25 protein-coding genes are annotated in these 23,532 nt (G+C 34.4%); 12 read left to right on the forward strand and 13 right to left on the reverse strand.

What is annotated here, in order from left to right:
• The first annotated feature begins 63 nt into the window (after window positions 1–63).
• The 10 genes from aroA (at window position 64) to X929_RS01760 (ending at window position 9,706) form a co-directional block, all read left to right on the forward strand.
• The gene (gene aroA, locus X929_RS01715) at window positions 64–1,362 is read left to right on the forward strand and encodes a 3-phosphoshikimate 1-carboxyvinyltransferase (protein WP_103066329.1); all 1,299 of its coding nucleotides are present in this window, start codon (window positions 64–66) and stop codon (window positions 1,360–1,362) included.
• Window positions 1,359–2,147 (forward strand): shikimate dehydrogenase family protein, encoded by a 789-nt coding sequence (locus X929_RS01720; RefSeq protein WP_245858623.1) that lies wholly within the window; start codon window positions 1,359–1,361, stop codon window positions 2,145–2,147. Before aroA ends, X929_RS01720 begins: the two co-directional genes overlap by 4 nt.
• A 1-nt stretch (window position 2,148) precedes the next feature.
• The gene (aroC, locus tag X929_RS01725) at window positions 2,149–3,255 is read left to right on the forward strand and encodes a chorismate synthase (protein WP_103066331.1); all 1,107 of its coding nucleotides are present in this window, start codon (window positions 2,149–2,151) and stop codon (window positions 3,253–3,255) included.
• An 11-nt stretch (window positions 3,256–3,266) separates the two neighbouring features.
• The gene (gene aroB / locus X929_RS01730; protein WP_103066332.1) at window positions 3,267–4,754 is read left to right on the forward strand and encodes a bifunctional shikimate kinase AroK/3-dehydroquinate synthase AroB; all 1,488 of its coding nucleotides are present in this window, start codon (window positions 3,267–3,269) and stop codon (window positions 4,752–4,754) included.
• Complete coding sequence (gene aroQ / locus X929_RS01735) at window positions 4,751–5,179, forward strand: type II 3-dehydroquinate dehydratase (RefSeq protein ID WP_103066333.1); 429 nt, start codon at window positions 4,751–4,753, stop codon at window positions 5,177–5,179. Before aroB ends, aroQ begins: the two co-directional genes overlap by 4 nt.
• 24 nt (window positions 5,180–5,203) lie before the next feature.
• On the forward strand, window positions 5,204–5,947 hold the full coding sequence (locus X929_RS01740; RefSeq protein ID WP_103066334.1) for an undecaprenyl-diphosphate phosphatase: 744 nt from the start codon (window positions 5,204–5,206) through the stop codon (window positions 5,945–5,947).
• 88 nt (window positions 5,948–6,035) lie between these two features.
• Entirely contained in the window at window positions 6,036–6,536 is a 501-nt protein-coding gene (locus X929_RS01745; RefSeq protein ID WP_103066335.1) for a transcription repressor NadR, read from the forward strand.
• A gap of 56 nt (window positions 6,537–6,592) precedes the next feature.
• Window positions 6,593–7,285 carry a lipid-binding SYLF domain-containing protein gene (locus tag X929_RS01750; protein ID WP_103066336.1) on the forward strand — a complete coding sequence of 231 codons (693 nt, stop codon included), beginning with the start codon at window positions 6,593–6,595 and terminating at the stop codon, window positions 7,283–7,285.
• Between the two features lie 39 nt (window positions 7,286–7,324).
• Window positions 7,325–8,263: a class II fructose-1,6-bisphosphate aldolase gene (gene fba, locus X929_RS01755; RefSeq protein ID WP_103066337.1), complete on the forward strand. Its 939-nt coding sequence runs from the start codon at window positions 7,325–7,327 to the stop codon at window positions 8,261–8,263.
• A 234-nt stretch (window positions 8,264–8,497) separates the two neighbouring features.
• On the forward strand, window positions 8,498–9,706 hold the full coding sequence (locus tag X929_RS01760) for an acetate kinase (RefSeq protein ID WP_103066338.1): 1,209 nt from the start codon (window positions 8,498–8,500) through the stop codon (window positions 9,704–9,706).
• A gap of 17 nt (window positions 9,707–9,723) precedes the next feature.
• Here the strand turns inward: X929_RS01760 and X929_RS01765 are convergent, their stop codons facing one another.
• Window positions 9,724–10,233, reverse strand: coding sequence for a gamma carbonic anhydrase family protein (locus X929_RS01765; RefSeq protein WP_103066339.1), 510 nt, complete (start codon window positions 10,231–10,233; stop codon window positions 9,724–9,726).
• Window positions 10,234–10,482: 249 nt separating this feature from the next.
• Here X929_RS01765 and X929_RS01770 point away from each other — a divergent pair, with 249 nt between their 5' ends.
• Window positions 10,483–11,136: a histidinol phosphate phosphatase domain-containing protein gene (locus tag X929_RS01770; protein WP_103066340.1), complete on the forward strand. Its 654-nt coding sequence runs from the start codon at window positions 10,483–10,485 to the stop codon at window positions 11,134–11,136.
• A gap of 192 nt (window positions 11,137–11,328) precedes the next feature.
• On the forward strand, window positions 11,329–12,540 hold the full coding sequence (locus tag X929_RS01775) for a sigma-70 family RNA polymerase sigma factor (RefSeq protein ID WP_425440344.1): 1,212 nt from the start codon (window positions 11,329–11,331) through the stop codon (window positions 12,538–12,540).
• Between the two features lie 36 nt (window positions 12,541–12,576).
• Here the strand turns inward: X929_RS01775 and X929_RS01780 are convergent, their stop codons facing one another.
• The 12 genes from X929_RS01780 to X929_RS01835 form a co-directional block, all read right to left on the reverse strand.
• Window positions 12,577–12,951 carry a CoA-binding protein gene (locus X929_RS01780; RefSeq protein WP_169924926.1) on the reverse strand — a complete coding sequence of 125 codons (375 nt, stop codon included), beginning with the start codon at window positions 12,949–12,951 and terminating at the stop codon, window positions 12,577–12,579.
• Between the two features lie 28 nt (window positions 12,952–12,979).
• The gene (gene sufU / locus X929_RS01785) at window positions 12,980–13,411 is read right to left on the reverse strand and encodes a Fe-S cluster assembly sulfur transfer protein SufU (protein WP_245858625.1); all 432 of its coding nucleotides are present in this window, start codon (window positions 13,409–13,411) and stop codon (window positions 12,980–12,982) included.
• Complete coding sequence (locus X929_RS01790; RefSeq protein WP_103066344.1) at window positions 13,399–14,625, reverse strand: cysteine desulfurase; 1,227 nt, start codon at window positions 14,623–14,625, stop codon at window positions 13,399–13,401. Before X929_RS01790 ends, sufU begins: the two co-directional genes overlap by 13 nt.
• Window positions 14,603–15,820 carry a SufD family Fe-S cluster assembly protein gene (locus X929_RS01795; RefSeq protein ID WP_103066345.1) on the reverse strand — a complete coding sequence of 406 codons (1,218 nt, stop codon included), beginning with the start codon at window positions 15,818–15,820 and terminating at the stop codon, window positions 14,603–14,605. The genes X929_RS01790 and X929_RS01795 overlap by 23 nt, the downstream gene beginning before the upstream one ends.
• A 39-nt stretch (window positions 15,821–15,859) precedes the next feature.
• Window positions 15,860–17,275, reverse strand: coding sequence for a Fe-S cluster assembly protein SufB (gene sufB, locus X929_RS01800; protein WP_103066346.1), 1,416 nt, complete (start codon window positions 17,273–17,275; stop codon window positions 15,860–15,862).
• A gap of 4 nt (window positions 17,276–17,279) precedes the next feature.
• Window positions 17,280–18,053, reverse strand: coding sequence for a Fe-S cluster assembly ATPase SufC (sufC, locus tag X929_RS01805; protein ID WP_103066347.1), 774 nt, complete (start codon window positions 18,051–18,053; stop codon window positions 17,280–17,282).
• Window positions 18,054–18,227: 174 nt separating this feature from the next.
• A complete protein-coding gene (locus tag X929_RS01810; RefSeq protein ID WP_103066348.1) occupies window positions 18,228–19,130 on the reverse strand; it encodes a dihydroorotate dehydrogenase in 903 nt (300 codons plus the stop codon).
• Entirely contained in the window at window positions 19,123–19,863 is a 741-nt protein-coding gene (locus tag X929_RS01815; protein WP_103066349.1) for a dihydroorotate dehydrogenase electron transfer subunit, read from the reverse strand. Before X929_RS01815 ends, X929_RS01810 begins: the two co-directional genes overlap by 8 nt.
• Window positions 19,847–20,716, reverse strand: a complete 870-nt coding sequence (gene pyrF / locus X929_RS01820) for an orotidine-5'-phosphate decarboxylase (protein WP_103066350.1) — start codon at window positions 20,714–20,716, stop codon at window positions 19,847–19,849. The genes X929_RS01815 and pyrF overlap by 17 nt, the downstream gene beginning before the upstream one ends.
• Window positions 20,703–21,908, reverse strand: a complete 1,206-nt coding sequence (locus X929_RS01825; RefSeq protein ID WP_103066351.1) for a dihydroorotase — start codon at window positions 21,906–21,908, stop codon at window positions 20,703–20,705. Before X929_RS01825 ends, pyrF begins: the two co-directional genes overlap by 14 nt.
• Window positions 21,909–22,099: 191 nt before the next feature.
• On the reverse strand, window positions 22,100–22,798 hold the full coding sequence (locus X929_RS01830) for a hypothetical protein (protein ID WP_103066352.1): 699 nt from the start codon (window positions 22,796–22,798) through the stop codon (window positions 22,100–22,102).
• Window positions 22,776–23,501, reverse strand: a complete 726-nt coding sequence (locus tag X929_RS01835; protein ID WP_103066353.1) for an ABC transporter ATP-binding protein — start codon at window positions 23,499–23,501, stop codon at window positions 22,776–22,778. The genes X929_RS01830 and X929_RS01835 overlap by 23 nt, the downstream gene beginning before the upstream one ends.
• Window positions 23,502–23,532: the final 31 nt, after the last annotated feature.

Here is a 23,532-nt window from a genome sequence, read left to right on the forward strand (position 1 = left end):
GCGGGGTGAAAGGGCGCTAAAACAAGTTTAAAAAATTTCTAAAAGCAATAAGAGGAGGAAAAGATGAATTTTGAAGTAACTCCAACAGAAAATATAAATACAGAAATCACCTTACCTGGTGATAAATCAATATCTCATAGGGCACTCATAATTGGCTCCCTTGCAGAAGGCGAGACAAAAATACACAACTTTTTAAGCTCTGAAGATACCTTAAGCACTTTAAATATATTAAATTCATTAGGCGCCAATATTAAACAAATTGACAAAAGTGAGATAATCATAGAAGGAAAAGGAAAGGATAATTTTGTTGAACCTTCGAACGTTCTAAATGCAAAAAACTCCGGCACAACCATGCGCTTAATGATGGGTGTATTATCGGCTCAAAATTTTTACAGTGTAATAACAGGAGACGACTCTTTGAGGGAAAGACCTATGAAAAGAGTCATAGATCCCTTAAGCAAAATGGGTGGGCGCTTTTATGCAAGGAAAAATGGTGAATTTGCACCCATAACCATATTAGGAACGAAAGATATATCTCCCATAGTTTATAAAACGCCTGTTGCAAGTGCCCAAGTTAAATCTGCAATTTTGTTGGCTGGTTTGTATGCAAAAGGAGAAACTAAAATAATAGAACCAGCCAAATCTCGTGATCATACTGAAAGAATGTTAAAATATTTTGGTGCCGATATCACTCAAAAAGATACAACCGTTGTTATCCAAGGTCTTACTAACAATCTCAAAGGTCGTGAGTTCTTTGTGCCAGGTGATATATCATCTGCATCTTTTTTTATAGTTGCAACCCTTATAACCAAAAACTCGACACTGTTAATAAAAAATGTGGGAATCAACCCAACCAGAACGGGCATATTATCCGTGTTAAAGATGATGGGAGCTGATATAAAGATTATCAACGAGAAAACTTTAAACAATGAACCGGTTGGAGACTTACTCGTAAAAAGTAGTTCGTTAAAAGGTACTGAAATAAAAGGCGAGATGATTCCTTCTATTATCGATGAAATCCCTATATTGGCGATAGCTGCTACCCAAGCAAATGGTAAAACATCAATAAAAGATGCAAAAGAATTACGTTACAAAGAAACAGACAGAATAAGGGCAATCACCAAAGAATTAAACAAACTGGGCATAGATGTCTTAGAAAAAGAGGACGGTTTTGATATAATTGGAAGTCAAAAAATACGAGGGAACTGTACTTGTGAAAGTTACAACGATCATAGAATAGCCATGTCGCTTGCTATAGCCGGTTTGATAGCAGATAATCCTATAGAAATTAATAACTTCGAGTGCGTGAATATATCTTTCCCTGAATTTACAGAGATTTATGAGAAAATAAGGAGCAAATGATGGAAAAATTTGGACTATTAGAATATCCTTACAAAGAAAGTTTATCAAAAAAGGTTTTTAACGAATATTTTAAAAAAGCAAATATCGATGCTGTATATGAAGATATAGTCATAGTACCTGATAACTTTGATGGTGAAATAAACAAATATATTGAATCTTACGATGGACTCAATGTAACGGTTCCTTTCAAAGAAAAGGTGATTAAGCACGTCGAACCTGTGGAAGAAGCCCAAGAAATAAATGCGGTTAACTGCATTTTCAACAATAAAGGCTACAACACTGATTGGAAGGGTTTTTATAACTCTTTAAAAACATCTGTTCTGCAAGAACCAATCCTATTAGTTGGAGCGGGTGGTGCGAGTAAATCCATCATCTACGCTTTGTACAAAATGGGTATAAAAAAGTTGTTTCTTGTAAATCGAACGGTTGAAAAAGCAGAAAAATTAAGAAAGATTTTCATGTCAAAAATAGATATAAAAATTGAATCTTTTGACCACCTACGGAGCATAATCCATAGTTCTAAAACTTTCATAAATGCCACTTCTATTGGAATGTTCGGAGAATCATTTAATTTAGAAGTTAAAGATTTTACTAATCTATCTTTAATTTACGATATTGTTTACAATAATACCCCTCTCCAAAAGATTGCAAAAGAAAACAATATCAAATGCATAGATGGCCGAACCTTTTGGTACCACCAGGCGGTCGAAAATTTGAAGATATGGGATATTTATAAACCAGAAACATTCGATGAAGCCTTCAAATCTTTTTCTAGAGGTGAATAAAATGCAAGTAAAAATAGCTGGAGATTCACATGGGCCACAGATGATTGGATTAATAGAAGAAATACCAGCAGGGTTAAAAATAGATATAGAAAAAATAAATACAGACCTAAGAAGGAGACAATTGGGATACGGTCGTGGAAACAGGATGAAATTAGAAAAAGATGAAGTAACAATCGTTTCCGGATTATGGGAAGGAATAACTACCGGGGCTCCGTTGGTTTTAATTATAAACAACAAAGCAAAAAATCCTATCAAAGAAGAAAGACATGTTCCAAGACCTGGGCACGGGGATTATTCCTGCTGGTATAAATACAGATTAGATGATTTGAATATATATACTGAAAGGAACAGTGCGCGTTGGACAAGTGTACTAACTGCGATAGGGAGTGTTGCTAAACAATTTCTTGACAATTTTGACATAAAAACAATGAGTTTTGTAAAATCAATTGGAAAAGTTAGTGTCGAAGAAGAAAGGTTTGAAGATATCCAAAAAGATTTCAGCTACTACATCCAAAAAAGGAATGAATCAGAAGTTCAATGCCCTTTTGAAGATATTTCTATGAAAATGATAGAAGAAATTAAAGAAAATGCTTTAAAAAAAGCAACCACCTTGGGAGGTAGTGTAAAAACATTCGCCACAAATGTGAAATCGGGACTGGGAAGTTACGCCGATGTTTTAAACAGAGTTGATTCAAAAATAGGAAAATATTTTATGTCAATCCCTTCCGTGAAAGGGGTTTTTATAGGCAATGAAGATGTGAGTATACCTGGATCTGAATTCCAAGATCCTTTCAAAGTTGAAGATGGGGTTATACATAGAACAAAGAATTACGCAGGTGGCATAGAAGCGGGGATAACAAATGGAGAAAACATAGTCGTTACTACGTACTTCAAACCTATTTCAACACTTGCAAGTCCTCTGCCTTCTGTGGACCTTAAAACCAAAGAATCAAAAGAAGCCCCTTACATAAGATCTGATTCTGTTATTATTCCTGCTGCGACTGTAATAACAGAATGCACTCTGGCTATTATATTGATGGAAGAAATTATTGAGGGATTTGGAAACGACAACATTGAACTTATAAAAGATAGATATTTCAAGAAATAAGGTGATATCCGATGAAAATCTTCTTGGTAGGAATGATGGGATCAGGTAAAACGACTCTCGCAAAAAAGATTTCAAAAGTACTTTCCATACCCCATATCGACATAGATGATGAAATTGAAAAAAATGAAAATCTTAAAATAAAAGATATCTTTGAAAAATACGGCGAAGAATACTTCAGAGAATTGGAAAGTACTATCCTCGAAAAACTAGCTGAAAAAGCTCATTCCTTCGTTGTATCAACCGGAGGAGGAATAATCTTAAGCGCTAAAAATAGAGCTATATTGAAAAAAGAAAATGCCATATATCTGAAAGTAATTCCTGAAAAGCTTAAAGAGCGTGTAAGTGTAGAAAACAGACCCCTTCTGGCAAACAACAAAGAAAATATTATAAAGATCTACAAAGATAGAAAAGAATTGTATGAACAATTCAAAACGGTTGATATTACAAATTTGACTGAATGGGAATCGGTGGCTAAAATCCTCTACCAATACGATATTAAAAACAATGCTGAAATTGATTCATCTTTCCAAAAAGTAGCGATAAATGCAGGAAGTCTGAAGTTTCTCCCACCAGATTCAATAGTTTTTACCAGCGAAAAGGTCGACGAACTGTACGGAGAATACCTTCCAAAGAAAAAACTTGTCTTACCGAATGGAGAAAAAACAAAAGACATTTCTTTTGTAATAAAGGCTTACGAATATCTCCTTGAAAACAATGTTTCTAGAGACAATCTTCTTCTTGGGATTGGTGGAGGAACTATAACCGATTTTACAGGTTTTGTCGGTTCTACTTACAAAAGAGGTATGAATTTTTCTTTTTACCCTACCACTCTTCTTTCTCAGATAGACGCTGCAATAGGCGGAAAAAATGGAATAGATTTCAAAAAATATAAAAATGTTGTTGGAACAATAAACCTACCCAAAGAAGTGGTAATAGACCCACTCTCTTTATTATCATTAGATGAGGAAACATTCACAGAAGGGTTAATCGAAGGTTATAAAATGGCATTGATCTCGGGGAGTGAATTTTATGAATTTTTTAAAGAGAATTTGCACGAAATACTTAATAGGAATCTAGATAAATTATCTTTTTTCATTAAAAGATCCATAGAGGAAAAACTCAAAATCGTTGAACAAGACTTCAAAGATACGGGGTTGAGAAGTTGTTTAAATCTTGGACACACTTTAGGCCACGCCTTTGAAGCTGCTACAGGAATCGCACATGGCTTATCCGTTGGATGGGGTTTGATCAAAGAAATAGAATTTTTTTACAAGAAAAAATATCTGCAAGAAAAAGACTATCTAGAAATTAAAGATACATTAGAAACTCTTGTCCCTCAAAAAGTTAGAAACATTCAAATAGAAGAAAGAGACATATATCATTATGTATCAAATGACAAAAAACTCGGGGCAAATCAAAAAATAAAGATGCCGATTTTAAAAGCTCCAGGCAATATTATAATAGAAGAAATTAAGCTAAAGGAAGGTGAAACCTTTTGATTCTAATAATAAACGGTCCTAACTTGAATATGTTAGGCAAACGTCCTAAAGATATCTATGGTAACGAAACCTACGAAGATTTAAAAAACCAGATAAACCAATTTACACAAAATAATAGTATAGATGTGGAGTTTTTTCAATCCAACTCTGAAGGCCAAATCATAGATAGAATTCAAAAATTGGATTTTGAAGCTTTAATAATCAATCCCGGTGCTTATACTCATTATTCTTATGCAATAAGAGATGCCTTAGAAATTGTAAATGCACCAAAAGTGGAGGTCCATCTTACAAATATCATGGCAAGGGAAAGTTTTAGACAAAATTCTGTTACTTCTTCCTCGTGTGATGGGGTCATATCTGGATTAGGATTCTATGGATATATATTAGCTTTAGAATACCTAAAAGAAAAGTTGAAAAACAACTAAAAAATATACCTTAGGAGGAAAAAAGTGAAAGAAATAATATTAGGAATCGTACAAGGTCTAACGGAATTTCTTCCAGTATCCAGCTCTGGACATCTTGCAATATTTTCATCGTTCATGGACATCGATACAAATGTACCGTATTTCGCTCTTCTTCATTTAGCCACCTTCTTTGCCGTATTAGTCTTCGTTCGGAAAGAAGTTGTCAATTTGGTCATAGGACTTTTTAAGTTGGAAAAAGAATCACTCTCTTTATTCCTTAAATTAATCATTTCTTCGATTCCAGCTGCTATTATAGGTTTTACTTTGGAAGCCTCGATCGAATCAGCCTTTTCTTCTCTTAATTTGATAGGGATTTTTTTAATAGTGACGGCCATCTTTTTATTAATTTCTGACACACTAAAAGGTAAAAAGAGTTTAACACAGATAACCTATGTTGATGCCTTGATTATAGGTCTCATGCAAGCCCTTGCAATATTTCCAGGGATATCTAGAAGCGGTGCAACGTTGTTCGGTGCTCTTTTAATGAAAACAAAAAGGGAAGATGCCCTAAAATATTCCTTTTTGATGAGCCTTCCTGTAACCTTTGGGGCAGGTATTTTTGAAATAAATAAGGTTACTTTTTCTCCTTGGGTAATTTTAGGAGGATTGTTTGCCTTCGTGTTTGGTTTGCTTGGACTGTATCTACTGAAAAAAACGGTATTAGTTGGAAAACTGAGATATTTTTCATATTACTGTTTTGCTATAGGACTCATAGCCATTATTATTTAGTAGTAAATACTCTGTTCATTTAATCTTTTAAAATATTTGGTATAATATTTTATAAGAACCTCAAATAAAGTAGCAGGGAGTTTCTGATTTGAAAAAACAAGAAAGGCTGAAAAAAATACTTAATATTCTTTCTTCAAGTAAATATTCAATACCAGGCCAACAGCTTGCTGAAAGATTTGGTGTAACAAGACAAGTAATAGTAAAAGATATTGCAATCTTGAAAGCCCAAGGTTATGATATACAATCTTCTCCGAAAGGTTATTCGATGAATAAGAACAATAGGTTGATTAAACTGATTGCTGTTAAACACACCACGGAACAAATCGAAGATGAGTTAAAGACCATTGTAAACTGTGGTGGCAGGATAATTGATGTTTCTGTAGAGCATCCTGTATACGGAGAATTAACTGGTAAAATTGATGTAGATACCATCGAAGAAGTAGAAAACTTTATAGCAAAATTAAAGACTTCTAAACCGTTATCAATAATAAACAATGGTATCCATCTACACAGGATTGAAGTAGAAAACGAAGAGCAATTTAATTGCATAAAAAGAGAATTAAAAAGGCGAAAAATTTTGTTAGACTAAGTAATTTTTAGAGATTCAAAAGAATGCAACAACCTAAAATTTAGGGGGTGAAAAAAATGAAAAAAAGTATTTTGTTGACTCTCATTACCCTACTGTTTTCATTTAGCCTATTTGCGGCTGTTGAAGATACCGTTAAAGAAGCACGCTTGGCTATAGAGGAGTTATTATCAAAACCAGATAGTGGCACTTTTATTCAACTAGTAGAAATGGCAGAAGGTATTGTAATATTTCCCACATTTTATAAATTAGGCTATATCATCGGCGGCCAGTATGGTGAGGGTATTGTATTAAGAAAAGATAGCGAGACCGGTAAATGGTATGGTCCATCATTTGTAAATATATATGGTTTAAGCTGGGGAGCACAAATAGGAGTACAATCCGCGGGATTAATTTTAGTTGTAATCAATGAAAAAGGGATGGAAGGGTTTATGGATAACAATTTTACCTTAGGAGGTTCTATTGGTATTTCCGCTGGACCGTTGGGTAGACAACTTTCTGCAGATATAGATTATAAATTACAAGCATCCATATATTCTTATTCTATCGCAAAGGGATTCTACGCTGGAGTTTCTGTTGAAGGGGCTTATACCAGAGCGGATAATAATTCCAATGAGGCTTATTATGGGAAACCTCTTTCCCCTAAACAAATTTTAAATGAAAAAGAAGTTGATAACGAAGCAAAACAGATAGTAGAACTATTAGAAAAAGCTGTATTAGAAAGACAATTAAAAGAAAAAGAAACAACTTAATAGCCATTAAAATTTCAATAAAAAGGAGGAAACAAAAGTATGCCTTATGTAAACACAAAGGATATTTTAGAAAAAGCAAATAAAGAGTACTATGCTGTCGCAGCATTTAACATTAACAATCTCGAGTTTCTTCAAGCAATTGTGGAAGGAGGAATAGAGAAAAAATCGCCCCTGATAATCGAAACAAGTGAAGGTGCAATGAAGTATGCTGGCATGGGGGATCCTTTGAGAGGAGCCAGTCTGTTTGTTAAGATGGTTAGAGAGTTTGCAGATTCCTTAGATATACCAATTGCTCTGCACTTAGACCATGGTAAGAATTTTAAATATATAATATCTGCAATAAAAGCTGGTTATTCATCTGTAATGATAGATGCATCTGATAAACCGTTGGAAGAAAATATAAAAGCTACGAAAGATATTGTTAGAATAGCCCATGCAGCAGGTGTTTCAGTAGAAGCAGAATTAGGAAAGTTAGCTGGGATCGAAGATAACGTTTCATCAGAAGAATCTGTTCTTGTTAATCCAGATGAAGCAAAATACTTTGTCGAGCAAACTCAAGTTGATTTTCTTGCTCCAGCTATTGGCACTTCCCATGGGGCATTTAAGTTTAAAGGCGAAGCCAAATTAGACTATGATAGATTGAAAAAAGTTAAAGAATTGACAAATATGCCTTTGGTACTTCACGGTGCTTCAAGTGTTGTACAAGAAATGGTTGAAATAGCTGAAAATTATGGAGCTGATTTTGGAGGGTCAAAAGGGGTCCCCTCAGATATTTTAAAAGAAACTGTACAATTAGGTATAAATAAAGTAAATACTGATACTGACCTTAGAATGGCTTTCATTGCTGGATTAAGAGAATTCTTGCATAACAATTCAAAAGAGTTTGATCCTAGAAAATACATGGAAACGGCAAAAGAATACGTAAAAAAGGTAGTTTCAGATAGATTGGAACTTTTAGGTTCCGCTAATAAAGCTTAACTCAAAGTACAGCCATGGCTCCCATGGTTGTACTTTTTTAATTTTAACTAATGTAGAGATACACAGGTCCAATTATGGGTGGGGAGCGTTTGCTGCAGTGTGCAAACAATGTTTTTAAATGATTTTGACCTTGATTTGGGGTTTTTAAAGGGACCCCCCCTTAACGTTCGGCGCTAAAACAAGTTTTAGAGAACCTAAAGGCAGTACCAGAAAATATTAATAGGAGGATTTCAAATGAAAATACTAGTGATCAACTCAGGAAGTTCATCCTTAAAATATCAAATATTAGAAATGGAAAACGAAGAGTGTTTGGTGAAAGGGCTAGTTGAAAGGATAGGAGAAGAAGAGTCAGATATTGAACAAGAAAGTAAAGAAAAAGAGTACAAAAACATAACCAAGATTAATGACCATGAAGAAGCGTTAAAAAAAGCTATGGAATTGATAACTGATCCTGAATACGGGTGTTTAAAAGGATTAGATGAGATAGATGCGGTTGGTCACAGAGTTGTACATGGAGGAGAAAAGTTTTTCTCTTCTGTACTGATAGATGAAGAAGTTATTAAAGCTATAGAAGAAAACTCTGATCTTGCACCTTTACATAATCCTCCCAATTTGGTGGGCATAAGAGCTGCCAAAAAATTATTACCCAAAGTACCCCAAGTAGCGGTGTTTGACACATCATTTCACCATTCGATGCCAGAGAAGGCATATATGTATGGCTTACCTTACGAACTCTACCAAAAGTACAAGATAAGACGGTATGGATTTCATGGGACCAGTCACAGGTATGTATCTCAAAAAGCTTCTGAGATATTAAGAAAAGATATAAAAGAATTAAAGATGACAACTGCACATTTGGGTAATGGTGCATCTTTAGCTGCGATTGACAGAGGGAAAGTAGTTGACACATCGATGGGATTCACACCTTTGGAAGGATTGATAATGGGCACAAGAAGTGGAGATATAGACCCAAGTATCGTTCTTTTCCTTACAAGAAAAGGTTACAGCGTAGATGAAGTAGACGATTTATTGAACAAAAGAAGTGGTGTCTATGGTTTAAGTGAAATGAGCAACGACATGAGAGACATCAGAAAAGGAATAGAAAATGGGGATAAAAAGGCAAAGTTGGCATACGATGTGTATGTATATCGTTTAGCAAAATACATAGGAAGTTATATAACCATACTAAAAGGATTAGATGCATTGGTATTCACAGCGGGTGTGGGAGAAAATGATGAACATGTAAGAATGGATGTCTGTGATTATTTAGACTTCTTTGGAGTTAAAATTGATAAAGAAAAAAATACTTTGTTGAATAGAAAAGAAGGGATTATCTCAACTTCAGACTCTGATGTGGATGTATTGATAGTAAAAACTAACGAAGAATTAATGATAGCTCAGGATACTAAAATAATAGTGGAAGAATTAAGCAGCAAACAGTAATGCCCTTTAGCTGGGCATTACTGTTTGTCCCTATAACTCTTTGCCAAATTATAGTATTCTTTAGCATGTTCCCTAATTTGCTCAATCTCTTCTTCAGTTAGGTTTCTTATGACCTTTCCTGGAACCCCTAAAACTAAACTTTTAGGAGGAATTATTTTGTTTTCAGTTACCAAAGCTCCAGCTCCTATAAGACATCCTTCACCTATCTTTGCACCATTTAATATAGTTGCTCCCATCCCTATGAGGCAGTTATTAGAGATTTCACATCCATGTATAATAGCGTTGTGTCCAATGGTAACGTAACTTCCGATTATAGTTGGGTATTCGGTATCAATATGAACTACTGAGTTATCTTGTACGTTGGTGAATTCCCCAATGGTTATAGAACCAATATCCCCTCTCAATGTGACATTGTACCAAATACTAGATCCCTTAGCGATCTTTACACTTCCAATAATTTGACTACCAGGCGCTAGAAAAACATCTTCTTCAACAACAGGATATTCCCCTTTATACTCATGAAGCATAATTCCACCTCTTTTATTTAGCTAAAGTTTTTGTGATATAATTATATATCAAAAAAAGAATAAAAAAACCGGATCCACAATGGATCCGGCAAGAATGTCTGGGTTTATCTCAGGGGGATAGGGGGATCTTTCTTTTCCAGTTAGATTATACTATAGAGTTTGTTAAACTTCAAGATGAATGAGTTACTATTAGATTTAAAACAATTAAAGATTTGTATACTATTATTAAGCTAAAAAGGAGGTCTCTTTTTGAATAAACTTTATGATTTTCACACACACACAATTTTGAGTGACGGAGAATTAATATGTAGCGAACAGATAAGACATGCACAAATCTACGGTTATGCGGCTATTGCAATATCTGATCATGTGGATGAATCCAACATCGATTTTGTTTTAAACAGTTTGAACAAATTCGTTGATAATGAAAGTAGTTACTTTGAAGGAATCAAGATTTTAAAAGGAGTTGAAATCACTCACGTTCCTCCTTTACTGATAGATAATCTTGCAAAATATGCAAAAGAAAATGGAGCAGATATTGTATTGGTTCACGGAGAAACTATAGTCGAACCGGTATTTAAAAAAACTAATTATTACGCTGTAACGTCAAAGTATGTGGATATCTTAGCTCACCCTGGTTTAATTAGTGAGGAAGAAGTAGCCCTTGCTGCAAAAAACGGAGTCTTTTTGGAATTAAGTGCCAGAAAAGGCCATAGCTTATCCAATGGGCACGTGAGAAAATTGGCTCAAAAATATGAAGCAAAATTACTAGTAAATAGTGACGCTCATGGGCCCGATGATTTCTTGGACTATGATTTTAGTTTAAAAGTTGCTTTATCGGCTGGTTTAAGTATAGAAGAGGCAAAAAAGATTGTCGAAAAAAATCCCTTGGAATTATTGTAAATTATATTTTTAATGTAAGATTTACCAAAACTTTTTATTTATATGTGTATTTTTAGAACCAAATCATATTATTGGTGTCTAAACAAATAGTTTCATTGGAAAACTTTACAACTTGAGGGGTATCGTTTCTTTATGAAAGGAGGGAATTATGTGAATAACAAAAGAATAAGCGAGAAAGAAGAGAAAAAAATTATGAGAAGAATAGAAAATATCTATTTTGAAGACATTGAAAAAGACGGAGATACAGTCAAAGTAAAAGTGAAAAAACCCAAGGAAAAAGTAAGTTCCGTGGATACTTTTATTTCATTATTAATAAGTAAAGCAAAAAAGAAAGGAAATAAGTTATCTTATTCCGATATCGATAATGCTATTCCTGCAAATATAGCGGATGAAATTGATAGTGATTATATAGAGAAGATATACGAGGCTTTGGAATCCGAAGGAATAGAAATTATAGAAGGAGATGTTGAAGAGGAGAAAGATGCCTTAAATGAAGCGGAATATGAAAATGAAGAGATTGGAGAGTTATTTTCAGATACAGAGCTTAAAATGTATGACAATATCTCCTTAGGTGATCCTATAAAAATATATCTCAAAGAAATCAGCAAAGTTGAACTTTTAAGCCCTTCCAGAGAAAGGCAATTAGCTAGAAGAGCTCAAAAAGGCGATCAAAAAGCAAGAGACGAATTGATAAAAGCAAATTTAAGGTTAGTTATAAGTATTGCTAAAAGATACACAGGTAGAGGTTTGACTTTTTTGGATTTGATCCAAGAAGGAAACATAGGATTGATAAAGGCTGTGGACAAATTTGACTGGAGAAAAGGTTTTAAGTTCTCTACATATGCAACATGGTGGATTAGACAGGCAATAACCAGATCCATAGCTGATCAAGCAAGAACGATTAGAATTCCAGTTCATTTAGTAGAAACTATAAATAGAATGAACAAAGTCATCAGAGAGTATTTGCAAGAAAACGGAGATTATCCTTCAGCGAAAGAACTTGCAGAAATTTTAGATAAGCCAGAAGATAAGATTAATGAAATCCTAATAAGTGCAAAAGATGTACTTTCTTTAAATTCACCTATATCTAGTGGTAATGGTGACGATGAAGAATCTGAAACAGGAGATTTCATCAGTACAGATGAAACAACTCCCGAAGAAGAAGCTCAAAAAATGATTATGAAAGAAAGGTTAGAGGAAGTACTTGACACTTTAAACTCTAAAGAAGCTTTGGTTTTGAAAATGAGGTATGGATTCTTAGATGGTAAACAAAAGACATTAGAAGAAGTTGGACAATTCTTCAACGTTACAAGAGAAAGAATAAGGCAGATAGAAACTAAGGCGTTGAGAAAATTGAGACATCCTAACAGAGTAGCACAACTAAAAGATATTGTAGAAAGTTAATAAAAAAGCCGCCTCGTTGAGGCGGCTTTTTTAAATTTAATTCGTTTCTACCATTATACATTTGATGAAAGAAAACTCCACATTAGGTAATTCTTCTAAATATTCTTCGATTTCGTCTGATTCTGCACCAGGTTGGAACCAAAATTTTCTGAATCCTTCTTCATATGCCTCTTTAACAGCTGTTATTCCAATTTGTGGGGGAACGACAAAAACAATCAAATCTATTTCATCTTTAGGTAGATCTTTTACAGAAGGATATGTTTTTATTCCTTCTATTTCGTCATACTTAGGGTTAATAGGATAAATTGTATAACCTTTATCTTTTAAATTTTTCAACACTTTATATCCATATTTTTCTTTATTACGGGTTGCTCCAATTATAGCAACATTTTTAAGATTTTTTAGATCTATCAAAACAACGCCTCCTTGTTGTTTAAGTTCACATATTTTTTCCATTAAGTGCGTCATCCAACGTATGCCAAGCAAGGGTGAAACATTTAGTTCTCATTGGGAATTTGGAGATATCAGAAAAAATTTCTATCCCATCTACTAATTCTTTATCGAATTCTTTGCCTTGTGACATATTTATAATTTCTTGTAATATTTTATTCGCCTCGTCTACGGTTTTTCCTTCAAGGTATTCACACATCATTGAAGCACTTGCCTGACTTATAATACAGCCATGTCCTGTGAAAGTTATTTCTTTGACAATGTTATCTTTTACTTTTAAATAAAGGGTAATCTCATCTCCACAAGACAAATTTTTTCCTTCAGCTTTTTTAGCGTCTTGTATCTCTTTTTTGTATCTCTCATTTTTGGCATAATCTAAAATTATATCAGAGTAAAGTTCTTCTAGTCCTATTTCAACCACTCCCAAACTTTATTTAATCCTTCGCATAATTTATCAACATCTTCTTCTTCATTATACACATAAAAGCTTATCCTACACGTGGCGGATGTGCCAAACTCTTTCATCAATGGCTGAGCACAATGATGACCACTTCTAATAGCTATTCCCGTTAAATCGTTCAACAAATGAGCTACATCGTGTGGGTGTACACCTTTCATATTAAATGATATTATTGACTGTTGCGTTTCGTCTTGAGGACCGAATATTTCTAAAAAATCCAACTCTTTTAATTTTTTCAAGGCATATGAAGTAAGCTGTTTTTCATGTTCTTGAATATTATCCATGCCGATCCTCTCAAGTATTTCTATGGCTTTAGCTAATCCTACCGCGCCGTCAACGTTTGGAGTTCCCGCCTCAAATTTGTAAGGTAAAACGTTGAAAGTAGTCCCATCGGTAGATACTTTATCGATCATTTCACCCCCAAACAAAAAAGGGGTCATCTCGTTTAAATACCTTTTTTTACCATACAATACACCTATTCCCGTTGGTCCGAGCATTTTATGACCGGAAAAGGCTATAAAATCACAATCCATTTTTTTTACATCGATAGGAAGGTGAGGTACAGCTTGAGCCCCATCCACAACAAGAATTACATCTTGTCTGATATTTCTAATTTGTTTTATTAAAGTATTAACTGGGATAAGTTGACCGGTAACGTTTGACAAAGCGGTAATACTTACTAACCTCGTTTTATTTGTAATATGCTTGAGAAAATCAGATAAATCAAAAATCCCACTTTTAGCGGGGTAGTATTTTATCTTTAAATTAAAAATTTTGGCTATTTGCTGCCAGGGAACAAAATTTGCATGATGTTCTATTGTAGATATTAGAATTTCATCATCAGATCGTAATATATTTGAATTTGCAATGGAATATGCTACAAGATTGAGAGATTCAGTTGCACCTTTTGTAAAAATAACTTCCTCAGTTTCTGAGTTTATGAAATTTGCAACTTTACTCCTTGCATCTTCATAATACTTAGTAGCTTCAGCTGCTAAAGTGTGTGTTGATCTGTGGACGTTGGCATGATGGTTCAGACTGTATTCATTTACAGCATCCATAACTTCCTTGGGCCTTAACGTGGTGGCAGCATTGTCAAGATAGATCAATTTATGCCCATTTATTTTTCTTTTTAAAGCTGGAAATATCTCCTCATATTCTTTGGAAGATAACATCTTTTACCTCCCGGCTCATCCCTTCATCAAAAACTTTAATTCTATCTATTGCAGATTCAAACAAACCTGAAGAAATCAATTTTTTTGCTTCTTCCAAAGAGAATCCACGAGTCATTAGATAATATAATTTTTCCTTTTCAATAGTACCCACCGTAGCAGCGTGTGAGGCATTTACCTCATTTTCATCCACCAACAAACTAGGTAACGCTTCTGCTTTGGCTTTTTCAGAGAGAGTTAAAGTATACTCTGATTCGGAGGCATTAGCTTCTTTTGCTCCTTTTTTCAAATCAAGAAAACCCCTGAATACAGCCTTTGATTCGTCTTTAATAACACCTTTGGCATCGATCGCCCCGGTTGTTTCAGGTGAATAGAACCTCATTAAATAAAGCATATCAATAACGTTATCTTTATTTCCCAAAAAATAAGGAAATAACTGAGCTTGCGCACCTTCGCCAGCAAGTCTGAACACAATATGTGGCGAGGTAATTCTCCCTCCTATATTTATATCTGTGACTTGAACCTTCCCGTTTTTTTGTACTTCAACAAAAGTGTTATCAATGTTTAAACTGTCGTCGTTACATAAATTTATATTTATCAGTTCTAAAGAAGCATTTTCTCTTACTATTATTCTATTTGATGTCGTTCTAAATAAATTTTCATTTTTGTTAGACTTTATATATCTAATTACAGTGGCTTTAGAGAATGGACTTATGTTGTAAACAGAGGTTTCATATATAGGGGACTTCCAATCATACGTTAAAATAATCGGTTCTCTTTCTTCTCCTTCGTTGGTTTTTAGATAAAAACCCGTATTAGAGAATGCTTCAGCCATCAATAAAAATTTCCTATGAGCACCTTCAAAATCGTATTTTGCCAAGATTTCTATCCCTTCTAGGTCGATTCCATTCAAAGCTAGTATCTTTCCACTTGTACTAACAGGGACAAAGGAAACATATTTATCTGGCTCATAACCATTTAATTTTGCCCTTTTCCATTTAGGGAAGCCCCAATTTTTATAAGCTTCGTATCTATAACTTTTGAATGTTTTTAACATTTCATTAGAGATGTGTTCCAAAGATGCTTGAAATTCATAATCTCCGTAATCTCTTTTTGGTGTAATTTGGGGAATTTGCCACTCAACCGCTTTTAGATCTTTATGCCTCATATCTATAGGTTTCTCAAAAATTGTCTCCATTGTTGTTCACTCCTTGTTATAACTATTTCAAATAAAAGGTTATCCTATGCTTGATTCTACTTCTAAATTAATTAATCTGTTCAATTCAATGGCGTACTCTAATGGAAGCTCTTTGGCAAAAGGTTCTACAAATCCTCTAACTACCATGGCTTTAGCCTCAGCTTCACTTAACCCTCTACTCATCAAATAGTAAATCTGCTCTTCTTTGATTCTACCTATACGTGCTTCATGCCCAACATCTGCTTCATCAGTGTAAACCTCGATAAGAGGCACCGTATCGCTTTTAGATTCGTTATCAAGCATCAAGGCTTGACAAGATACGGAAGCTTTCGCCCCTTTGGCGTTTTCCCCTACCTTCAACCATCCTCTGTAAAAGGCCCAACCACCACCGATGCTTATACTTCGTGCATCAACATTTGCGCTGGTATATGGTGCAAACATGAAAACTTTGGATCCTGAATCCATATGTTGATTTGGCCCAGCATAAGTAATCGCCTTAGTTTCGGTTTTCGCTCCTTTGCCTCTTAGAATTGAAGATGGATATATCATCGTTTTATGGCTTCCCAAAGAACCTGATACCCATTCCATTATACCGTCTTCATCAACTACTGCCCTTTTTGTATTCAAATTGTATGTGTTTTTACTCCAATTCTGAATCGTTGCATATTTTACCCTTGCACCTTTCTTTACGTATATTTCTACCATCCCAGCATGGAGGTTTGTTACTTCATAATAAGGAGCAGAACACCCTTCTATGAAAGCCAGTTCACTTCCTTCATCAGCAACTATTATGGTATGCTCCATCTGCCCCATTCCAGGATTATTCATTCTAAAATAAGCTTGAAGCGGCAATGGAACCTTTACACCTTTTGGGACGTATAAAAATGTACCTCCGCTCCACACAGCACCATGTAAAGCAGCATACTTATGGTTTGTAGGAGCTACTGCTTTCATGAAATATTCTTTAATTAAATCAGGATATTCTTTAACCGCACTTTCCATATTTAAAAATATAATTCCCAAATTTTCAAGCTCTTTTTTTATATTTTGATAAACAATTTCCGAATCGTATTGTGCACCAACACCAGCCAATGCCTTTTTCTCTGCCTCTGGTATTCCTAGTTTATCAAAAGTATCTTTTATTTCCTCAGGGACATCATCCCACGATGCGGATGTTTTTCCCCTTGGTCTAATGTATGCAACAATTTTACTTACGTCTAAGTCAGAAACATCGACACCGAATCGGGGATCTCTCCATGTGTCAAATATATGTAAAGATTTTAAACGTAAATCTCTCATCCAGGTAGGTTCTTCTTTTTGTTCAGATATTTCCCGAACTACCTTCTCGTTTAAACCTGGAATGGTTTTGTAAACATACGTCTCGGGATTTTTAAAATCGAATTTGCTCTGATCCACCAACAAATCTTCTATGTTAACATTTTCATTTTTAGCCATAATTTCACTCCTCGGAAATAGTTATTCCCATTTCTTGCTCCAACGTTGAGTAACCGTTTTCCTCTATATCTTTAGCTAATTCTTGTGATCCTGTTTTAACTATTTTCCCGTCTATATAGATATGTACGTAATCAGGAACAACAAAGTTCAAGATTCTTTGATAGTGTGTAATGAGTAATACTCCCATATTACCAGTTTTTACTCTGTTGATGTTTTCTGCAACTATCCTCAGTGCATCAATATCTAAACCGGAATCTATCTCATCCAATATACTCAATTTTGGTTTAAGAAATCCCATTTGTAGTATTTCACTTTTTTTCTTTTCACCACCGGAAAACCCGGTATTGATATATCTCTCCAGAAATTCTCCGTTGAGATCTAAATTTTGGGATAACTGGGATATTACTTTATTTAATTCCAATAGTGTAATTTTATCCTCTTTATGAATGTTTCTGAAGGAATTAATCAAGAATTGTCTCATCTTTATCCCTTCAACCTCTTCAGGAGTTTGAAAAGACATAAACAAACCTAATTTAGCCCTTTCATCTGTAGAAAGATCTAAAATAGATTGCCCTTCAAATAAGATATCTCCTGAGGTAACTTGGTACTTTGGATTCCCCATGATAACATGGGCTAATGTAGATTTTCCAGACCCATTTGGACCCATTAACGCATGTATCTCACCCTTATTTATAGTTAAGTTAACGCCTTTTAATATTTCAACATCTTCATTTCTAACTTTTGCCTTCAAATCCTGTAATTCTAAAAGAGCTGACATCCCTTTTCCTCCTTCTAATTAGCAATGTTATTTTTTTAACACTTTACTTTAAATTCTACCATATTAGTCAACTTTAAGTCAAGAAAAATTGTACAAAAAACAGTACCTTAAACAACACTTAAAGTTTAAACCAGAATCTCCATAATTAGTTAAGTTTTTACGTATTTTAAAATACTAAATGATCCCTCTTATTTCCTCTAATGTTGAAATCCCCTCTTTTTGCAAATATTCTTCTATACCTTCAATTATCTCAACACAAGCCTTGGGGTTGATAAAATTAGCAGTGCCTACTTGCACAGCCCAAGCACCCGCCATTATGTACTCAATCGCATCTCTATAACCCATAATTCCCCCAATACCTATAATAGGAACATCAACAGCTTTTGAAACTTCATAAACCATTCTTAAGGCAATAGGTTTTATACAAGGCCCTGATAGACCAGCAGTTATATTATCAAAAATGGCTTTTTTCTTGCTTATATCAACGGCTAAGGCTGGAAAAGTGTTTACAAGTGATAGTGCGTCTGCTCCTGCTTCAACGCAACTTTCAGCCATTTCAACGATATTTTCAGCACTTGGAGATAATTTTACTATTAGGGGCTTTTTGCAAACTTTCCTAACTTGTGTTACAACGTTGCTAGCTATTTCTGCCTTTGTACCGAAAGAAATGCCTCCTTCTTTAACGTTAGGGCACGAAATGTTCAGCTCTATCATATCAATATCGGTTTGGTTTAGCTTTTCAACAGAAATAACGTATTCTTCGATTGTATTTCCACTAACATTGGCAATTATCACCGTATCTTGGCTGTGTAAGAAAGGAAGCTCTTCTTCAATAAACGCGTCTATACCGGGATTTTGTAAACCAATACTGTTCATTATGCCCCCTGTGGTTTCATGAATTCGTACACCTTTATTTCCTTCTCTTTGTCTTAAAGTTAGCCCTTTGGTTGATAATCCACCTAATTTAGAGATGGGAAAGTATTCTAAAAACTCTCTACCAAAACCAAAAGTCCCAGAAGCAGCTATTACAGGATTTTTAAACTCTACTCCAGCTATGTTCACTTTGGTATCAATCATCAAAAAATACCTCCCTTCCCTCAAAAACGGGTCCCCCTTTACATACCCTTTTCATCCCAGATTTTGTCTTTATGCTGCATCCCAAGCATGCTCCCATACCACAGGCCATGATACTTTCCATAGAGACAAAAACAGGAATCATATTTTCACATTTTTCAACTACTTTTTTCATCATGGCGGAAGGGCCGCAAGTGAAAACAACATCATATTTTTCTGGTCTGAATATATCCGTTATGAAACCTTTTTGACCTGTAGAACCATCTTCAGTCGTTATATAGATCTTATTCACATACTTTTGTACGTAGTGCATATAATAAACTTCATTTGTAAATCCAGCATAAAAATCGATCTCTGCACTCAACTTTTTTGCCAAATAAATCATTGGAGGTATACCGATACCACCGGAAATTAAAGCAACTTTTCCATTTACATTCAAATTAAAACCATTCCCCAAGGGGCCCAAAACCTTTAACTTATCTTTTGGTTTCAGTTTGGATAGGTAATTTGTTCCTCGCCCAACAATTTTGTACAAGAAAGTCACAACGTTTCCTTCTATATTGCATATACTAAAAGGTCTAGACAAAAGAGGATCAAAATCCCAACTACGCAGCATATAAAACTGTCCAGGATCACCCAAACTGTCGTTGAATTCTATTTGAACTTTCAACTCGAATATGTCTTTTGCGATTTCAGTATTAGAGGAAATATCTACTTCCCTATACCCCTCTTTCACTTTGAATATCCTCCCTCATGTCAAGTACCGCTTTTCTGGCGTAATCTGCAAATCTTTGGCCCCCATCCTCGTAGTTTTTATAAGCGGTTATTATTCCCCTTGAAGAGTTGATAACGCCGCCATTACCTTTGTTTAAATAAAGAGAAACGTCTTTCCCAATTGCCCCTTGATGACCGTATCCAGGGATCAAAAAGAACATATTTTTATATCTCTTTCTAATTTCTTTGGCTTCATCAACATGTGTCCCACCTATAACAGCACCTATTGAACTGTAACCGCAACTCCCACGGTACTTAGACCCTATTTCATCAACTTTGTCTCCGACAATGTAATAAAGATATTGGTCTTTTGGAGATACTTTCAAATATTGTATGTCTTTGGCTCCTGGATTCGATGTTCTAAGAAGTACGAAGACTCCTTTCTCTCCACTTTCAATGTATTTAAGGTAAGGTGTTAAGGTATCAAAACCAAGGTATGGATTTAGCGTTATAAAATCAACCTCAAACTCTCCTTCGAAATGGGCTTTAGCGTACATCTGAGCGGTGGATGAAATATCACCTCGTTTTATATCCCCTATTGTTATCTTTTTTATACTTCTTAAATATTCTATCGTTTTTTTATACCCTAAAAGGCCTTTTATGCCGTATGCTTCATAATATGCTATTTGTAATTTATATACCGGTACCAAATCACATGTTTTGTCTATTATCTCTTTGTTGAATTTGAACAAAACTTCATCAATATCTTGATACTTTTCTTTTAAGTTAACCGGTATATAATCCAAATGTGTATCCAATCCGACACAAACATTCCCGTTTTTTTCAACCTCGTTGAATAATCTATCTATTATCAAATTTGACACTCCCCTTTTTGTATTTGATCTCTCCCTTTCGAATTGTTGCTATAACTTCTCCATAAAATTCCATCCCATCAAAAGGAGTATTTTTGCCTTTGGAGAGGAATTCGTCTTTGTTGATTTTAACCTTCTTTTCTAAATCTACAATAACTACATCTCCATCATATCCTACCTGTATTTTTCCTTTTTTAACCCCTAACATATCCGCTGGTTTTGAAGACATAAGTTGAGATAAGCGATTAAGTGAAATTTCTTCACTTTTTACCAACTTTGTATAACAAACAAGGAAAGCGGTTTCTAACCCTGAGATACCAGGTGCCCCTTTTTCTTTGTCTTCCATAGAATGAGGGGCATGATCAGTTCCTATAATATCTACGGTCCCATCCTTTATTCCCTTGATTATTTCCAAAACATCTTCTTTTTCTCTTATTGGAGGATTAACTTTGTAATCGTAATTGTATAAAGCTAAGTGGTGGGGGGTAACTTCGCAGGTAAGATTTTGTAATTCTCTTTTTGCCTTTCTTATACCTTCTATTGCCTCTTTCGTACTTACGTGGGCTAAATGAAGAGAGGCTCCTGTTAATTTCGCAAGGTATATGTCTCTAAAAGTCATCAAATTCTCAGAAAGTCTCGTATCTATCGTTACTATTTCATCGTCTTCTTCATGCGCTATGATAGTTAAACCTTTCTCTTTTGCTTTTATCATCGCTAAATACATAGTCAAATTTGACTGAACACCTTTTCCATCATCGGATATGAATTTCACTTTGTCATCTACATAATCCAAATGTTCTAAAGATTTTCCATCAAAGTTCTTTGTAATAGAAACCGTTTGGTGAACATCGATCAAATTTAATTCTTTAGCTTTGTTCAACACGTAATTAACAACTTTCATATCACTGCATATAGGATTGGTGTTACCCATCAGATTCACACATGTGTATCCGCCTTTCAATGCTGCTAAACTGCCAGAATGCAAATCTTCTTTATAAGTATAACCAGGATCTCTGAAGTGTGCGTGCATATCTATAAAGGCAGGCATAACAACCAAACCCTTAGCATCTAAAGTATAAGCATCGTAATTCAAATCTCTCCCATAATCATCTATCTTTCCATCTTTAATGTACAAATCCCCAAATAAATCTTTTTCTTCATCCACAATCCTACAATTTTTAATCAAAACATTAATTTTAATTCACCCCCTACATAGATTCTTTTTTATTCTCTCAATTTTACTACTTACGTTAATACATAGAAAAAAAGTAGTGTTAACTTTATTTGACTTCGAGTTTAACACTACCTTTGGCTTTTATGAAAATAAACCAATTGAAAATCATTTTTTCTCCAAACTGTCTATATAAACTTTATTCTTAACTCCCTTTAATCTGGAATCGTTAACACTACAGTCTCTTTTGTTATCTTTCTCCCCGCTATTACTGTGAAGAAAAATAAAAATATCCCTACTCCTAACAGTATCCATAACAGTATGTCATTGAACTGTTCTGTCACGGGAAAAGATGAAGTCAAATAACTGCCACCAAAGATAACTATGAATCCTATTATAAAAAACAAGTTATTGATTATACTTATTCTTTTGATTCTAAAAATTAGATAATACATAATAGAAAGCAATCCAAAACCAAAGACCGACACAAATATAATTATTTTAAAGAGTGAACCAGTAAAAAAACTTTTTTCAAGGAAAGTACTTGTTATAATATTTGGAATGATGAACATTAATACCAATTCAACTTCCATAACTATCCAACCAACAATAATAGAGCTATATAGATAAGGTTGTATTTCAAAGCCATTCGAGAGTAAAAGTTCTATTCTACCTGTTGTTTTTTCTGGTATAACTAAATTGTTGAGTATCATGTAGGCTCCCATCGTGTACATACTTATAGCCATGAGAATAAGCATTCTATTGAAAATAAGCTCCGCTGCCTCATTAGGTCCAGAACTCACAAAACTATAAAGTATAAAAGTTATTATTGCTATTAATAAAATTGCCGGAAAATAGAAGTTAACAAAACTGGTTAATAGCATCCTAAAATTATATTTCATTATTTTCTTCATCTATATACACCCCCACTTTTTCTAAGAATAACTCTTCTAAGTTTCTGTAATTACTTAATATATCGCTTTTTAAGTTATCCAACACTATTTCTCCTTTTTTCATAAGCATTACCCTGTGGGCTAACTTTTCCACTTCTGCTAAATCGTGAGAGGTGTAGAATATACTTTTTCCTTCTTTGTTGAGTTTAAATATTAACTCCCTCATCTTTATTCTTGAAACAGGATCCAAACCACTCATGGGTTCATCAAGTATGAGAAGCTCTGGATCTTTTAAAAGTCCTAAAATAAAAGAAAACTTCCTTCTCGTTCCTTTTGAATAAGTATGAACCTTTTTTGGTAAGAATTCTGAGATGTCTAAATATTTTGCATAGCTTTCTATTTGGTCATTTGATAGTTTGCCACCGAGATATTCTCTGAATATTTCGATATTTTTCCATCCCGTTTCTTTTTCCCAGAGCAAATCCTTTTCCGAAACAACCCCAATGGTTAAGCCATCTTTTTTGATTACTTGATCCTTTCCATGGTTGTAGATCCCTGTAAGGCACCTTATTGTTGTAGTCTTTCCTGCTCCATTGGGACCTACCAAAGCCAAAATCTCATTCCCTACAACATCGAAGGTTATACCTTTTAGTATTTTGTTACCACCAAGTTCCTTTATTAAAGATTTAACAGAGATAAGTGTTCCTTTGTTTTTTGATACCATCTACAATTCCCCCCTTTAGATTATTCTTTTA

It is taken from the genome of Petrotoga olearia DSM 13574 (genome assembly GCF_002895525.1).
In the GTDB taxonomy this organism is placed as follows: domain Bacteria; phylum Thermotogota; class Thermotogae; order Petrotogales; family Petrotogaceae; genus Petrotoga; species Petrotoga olearia.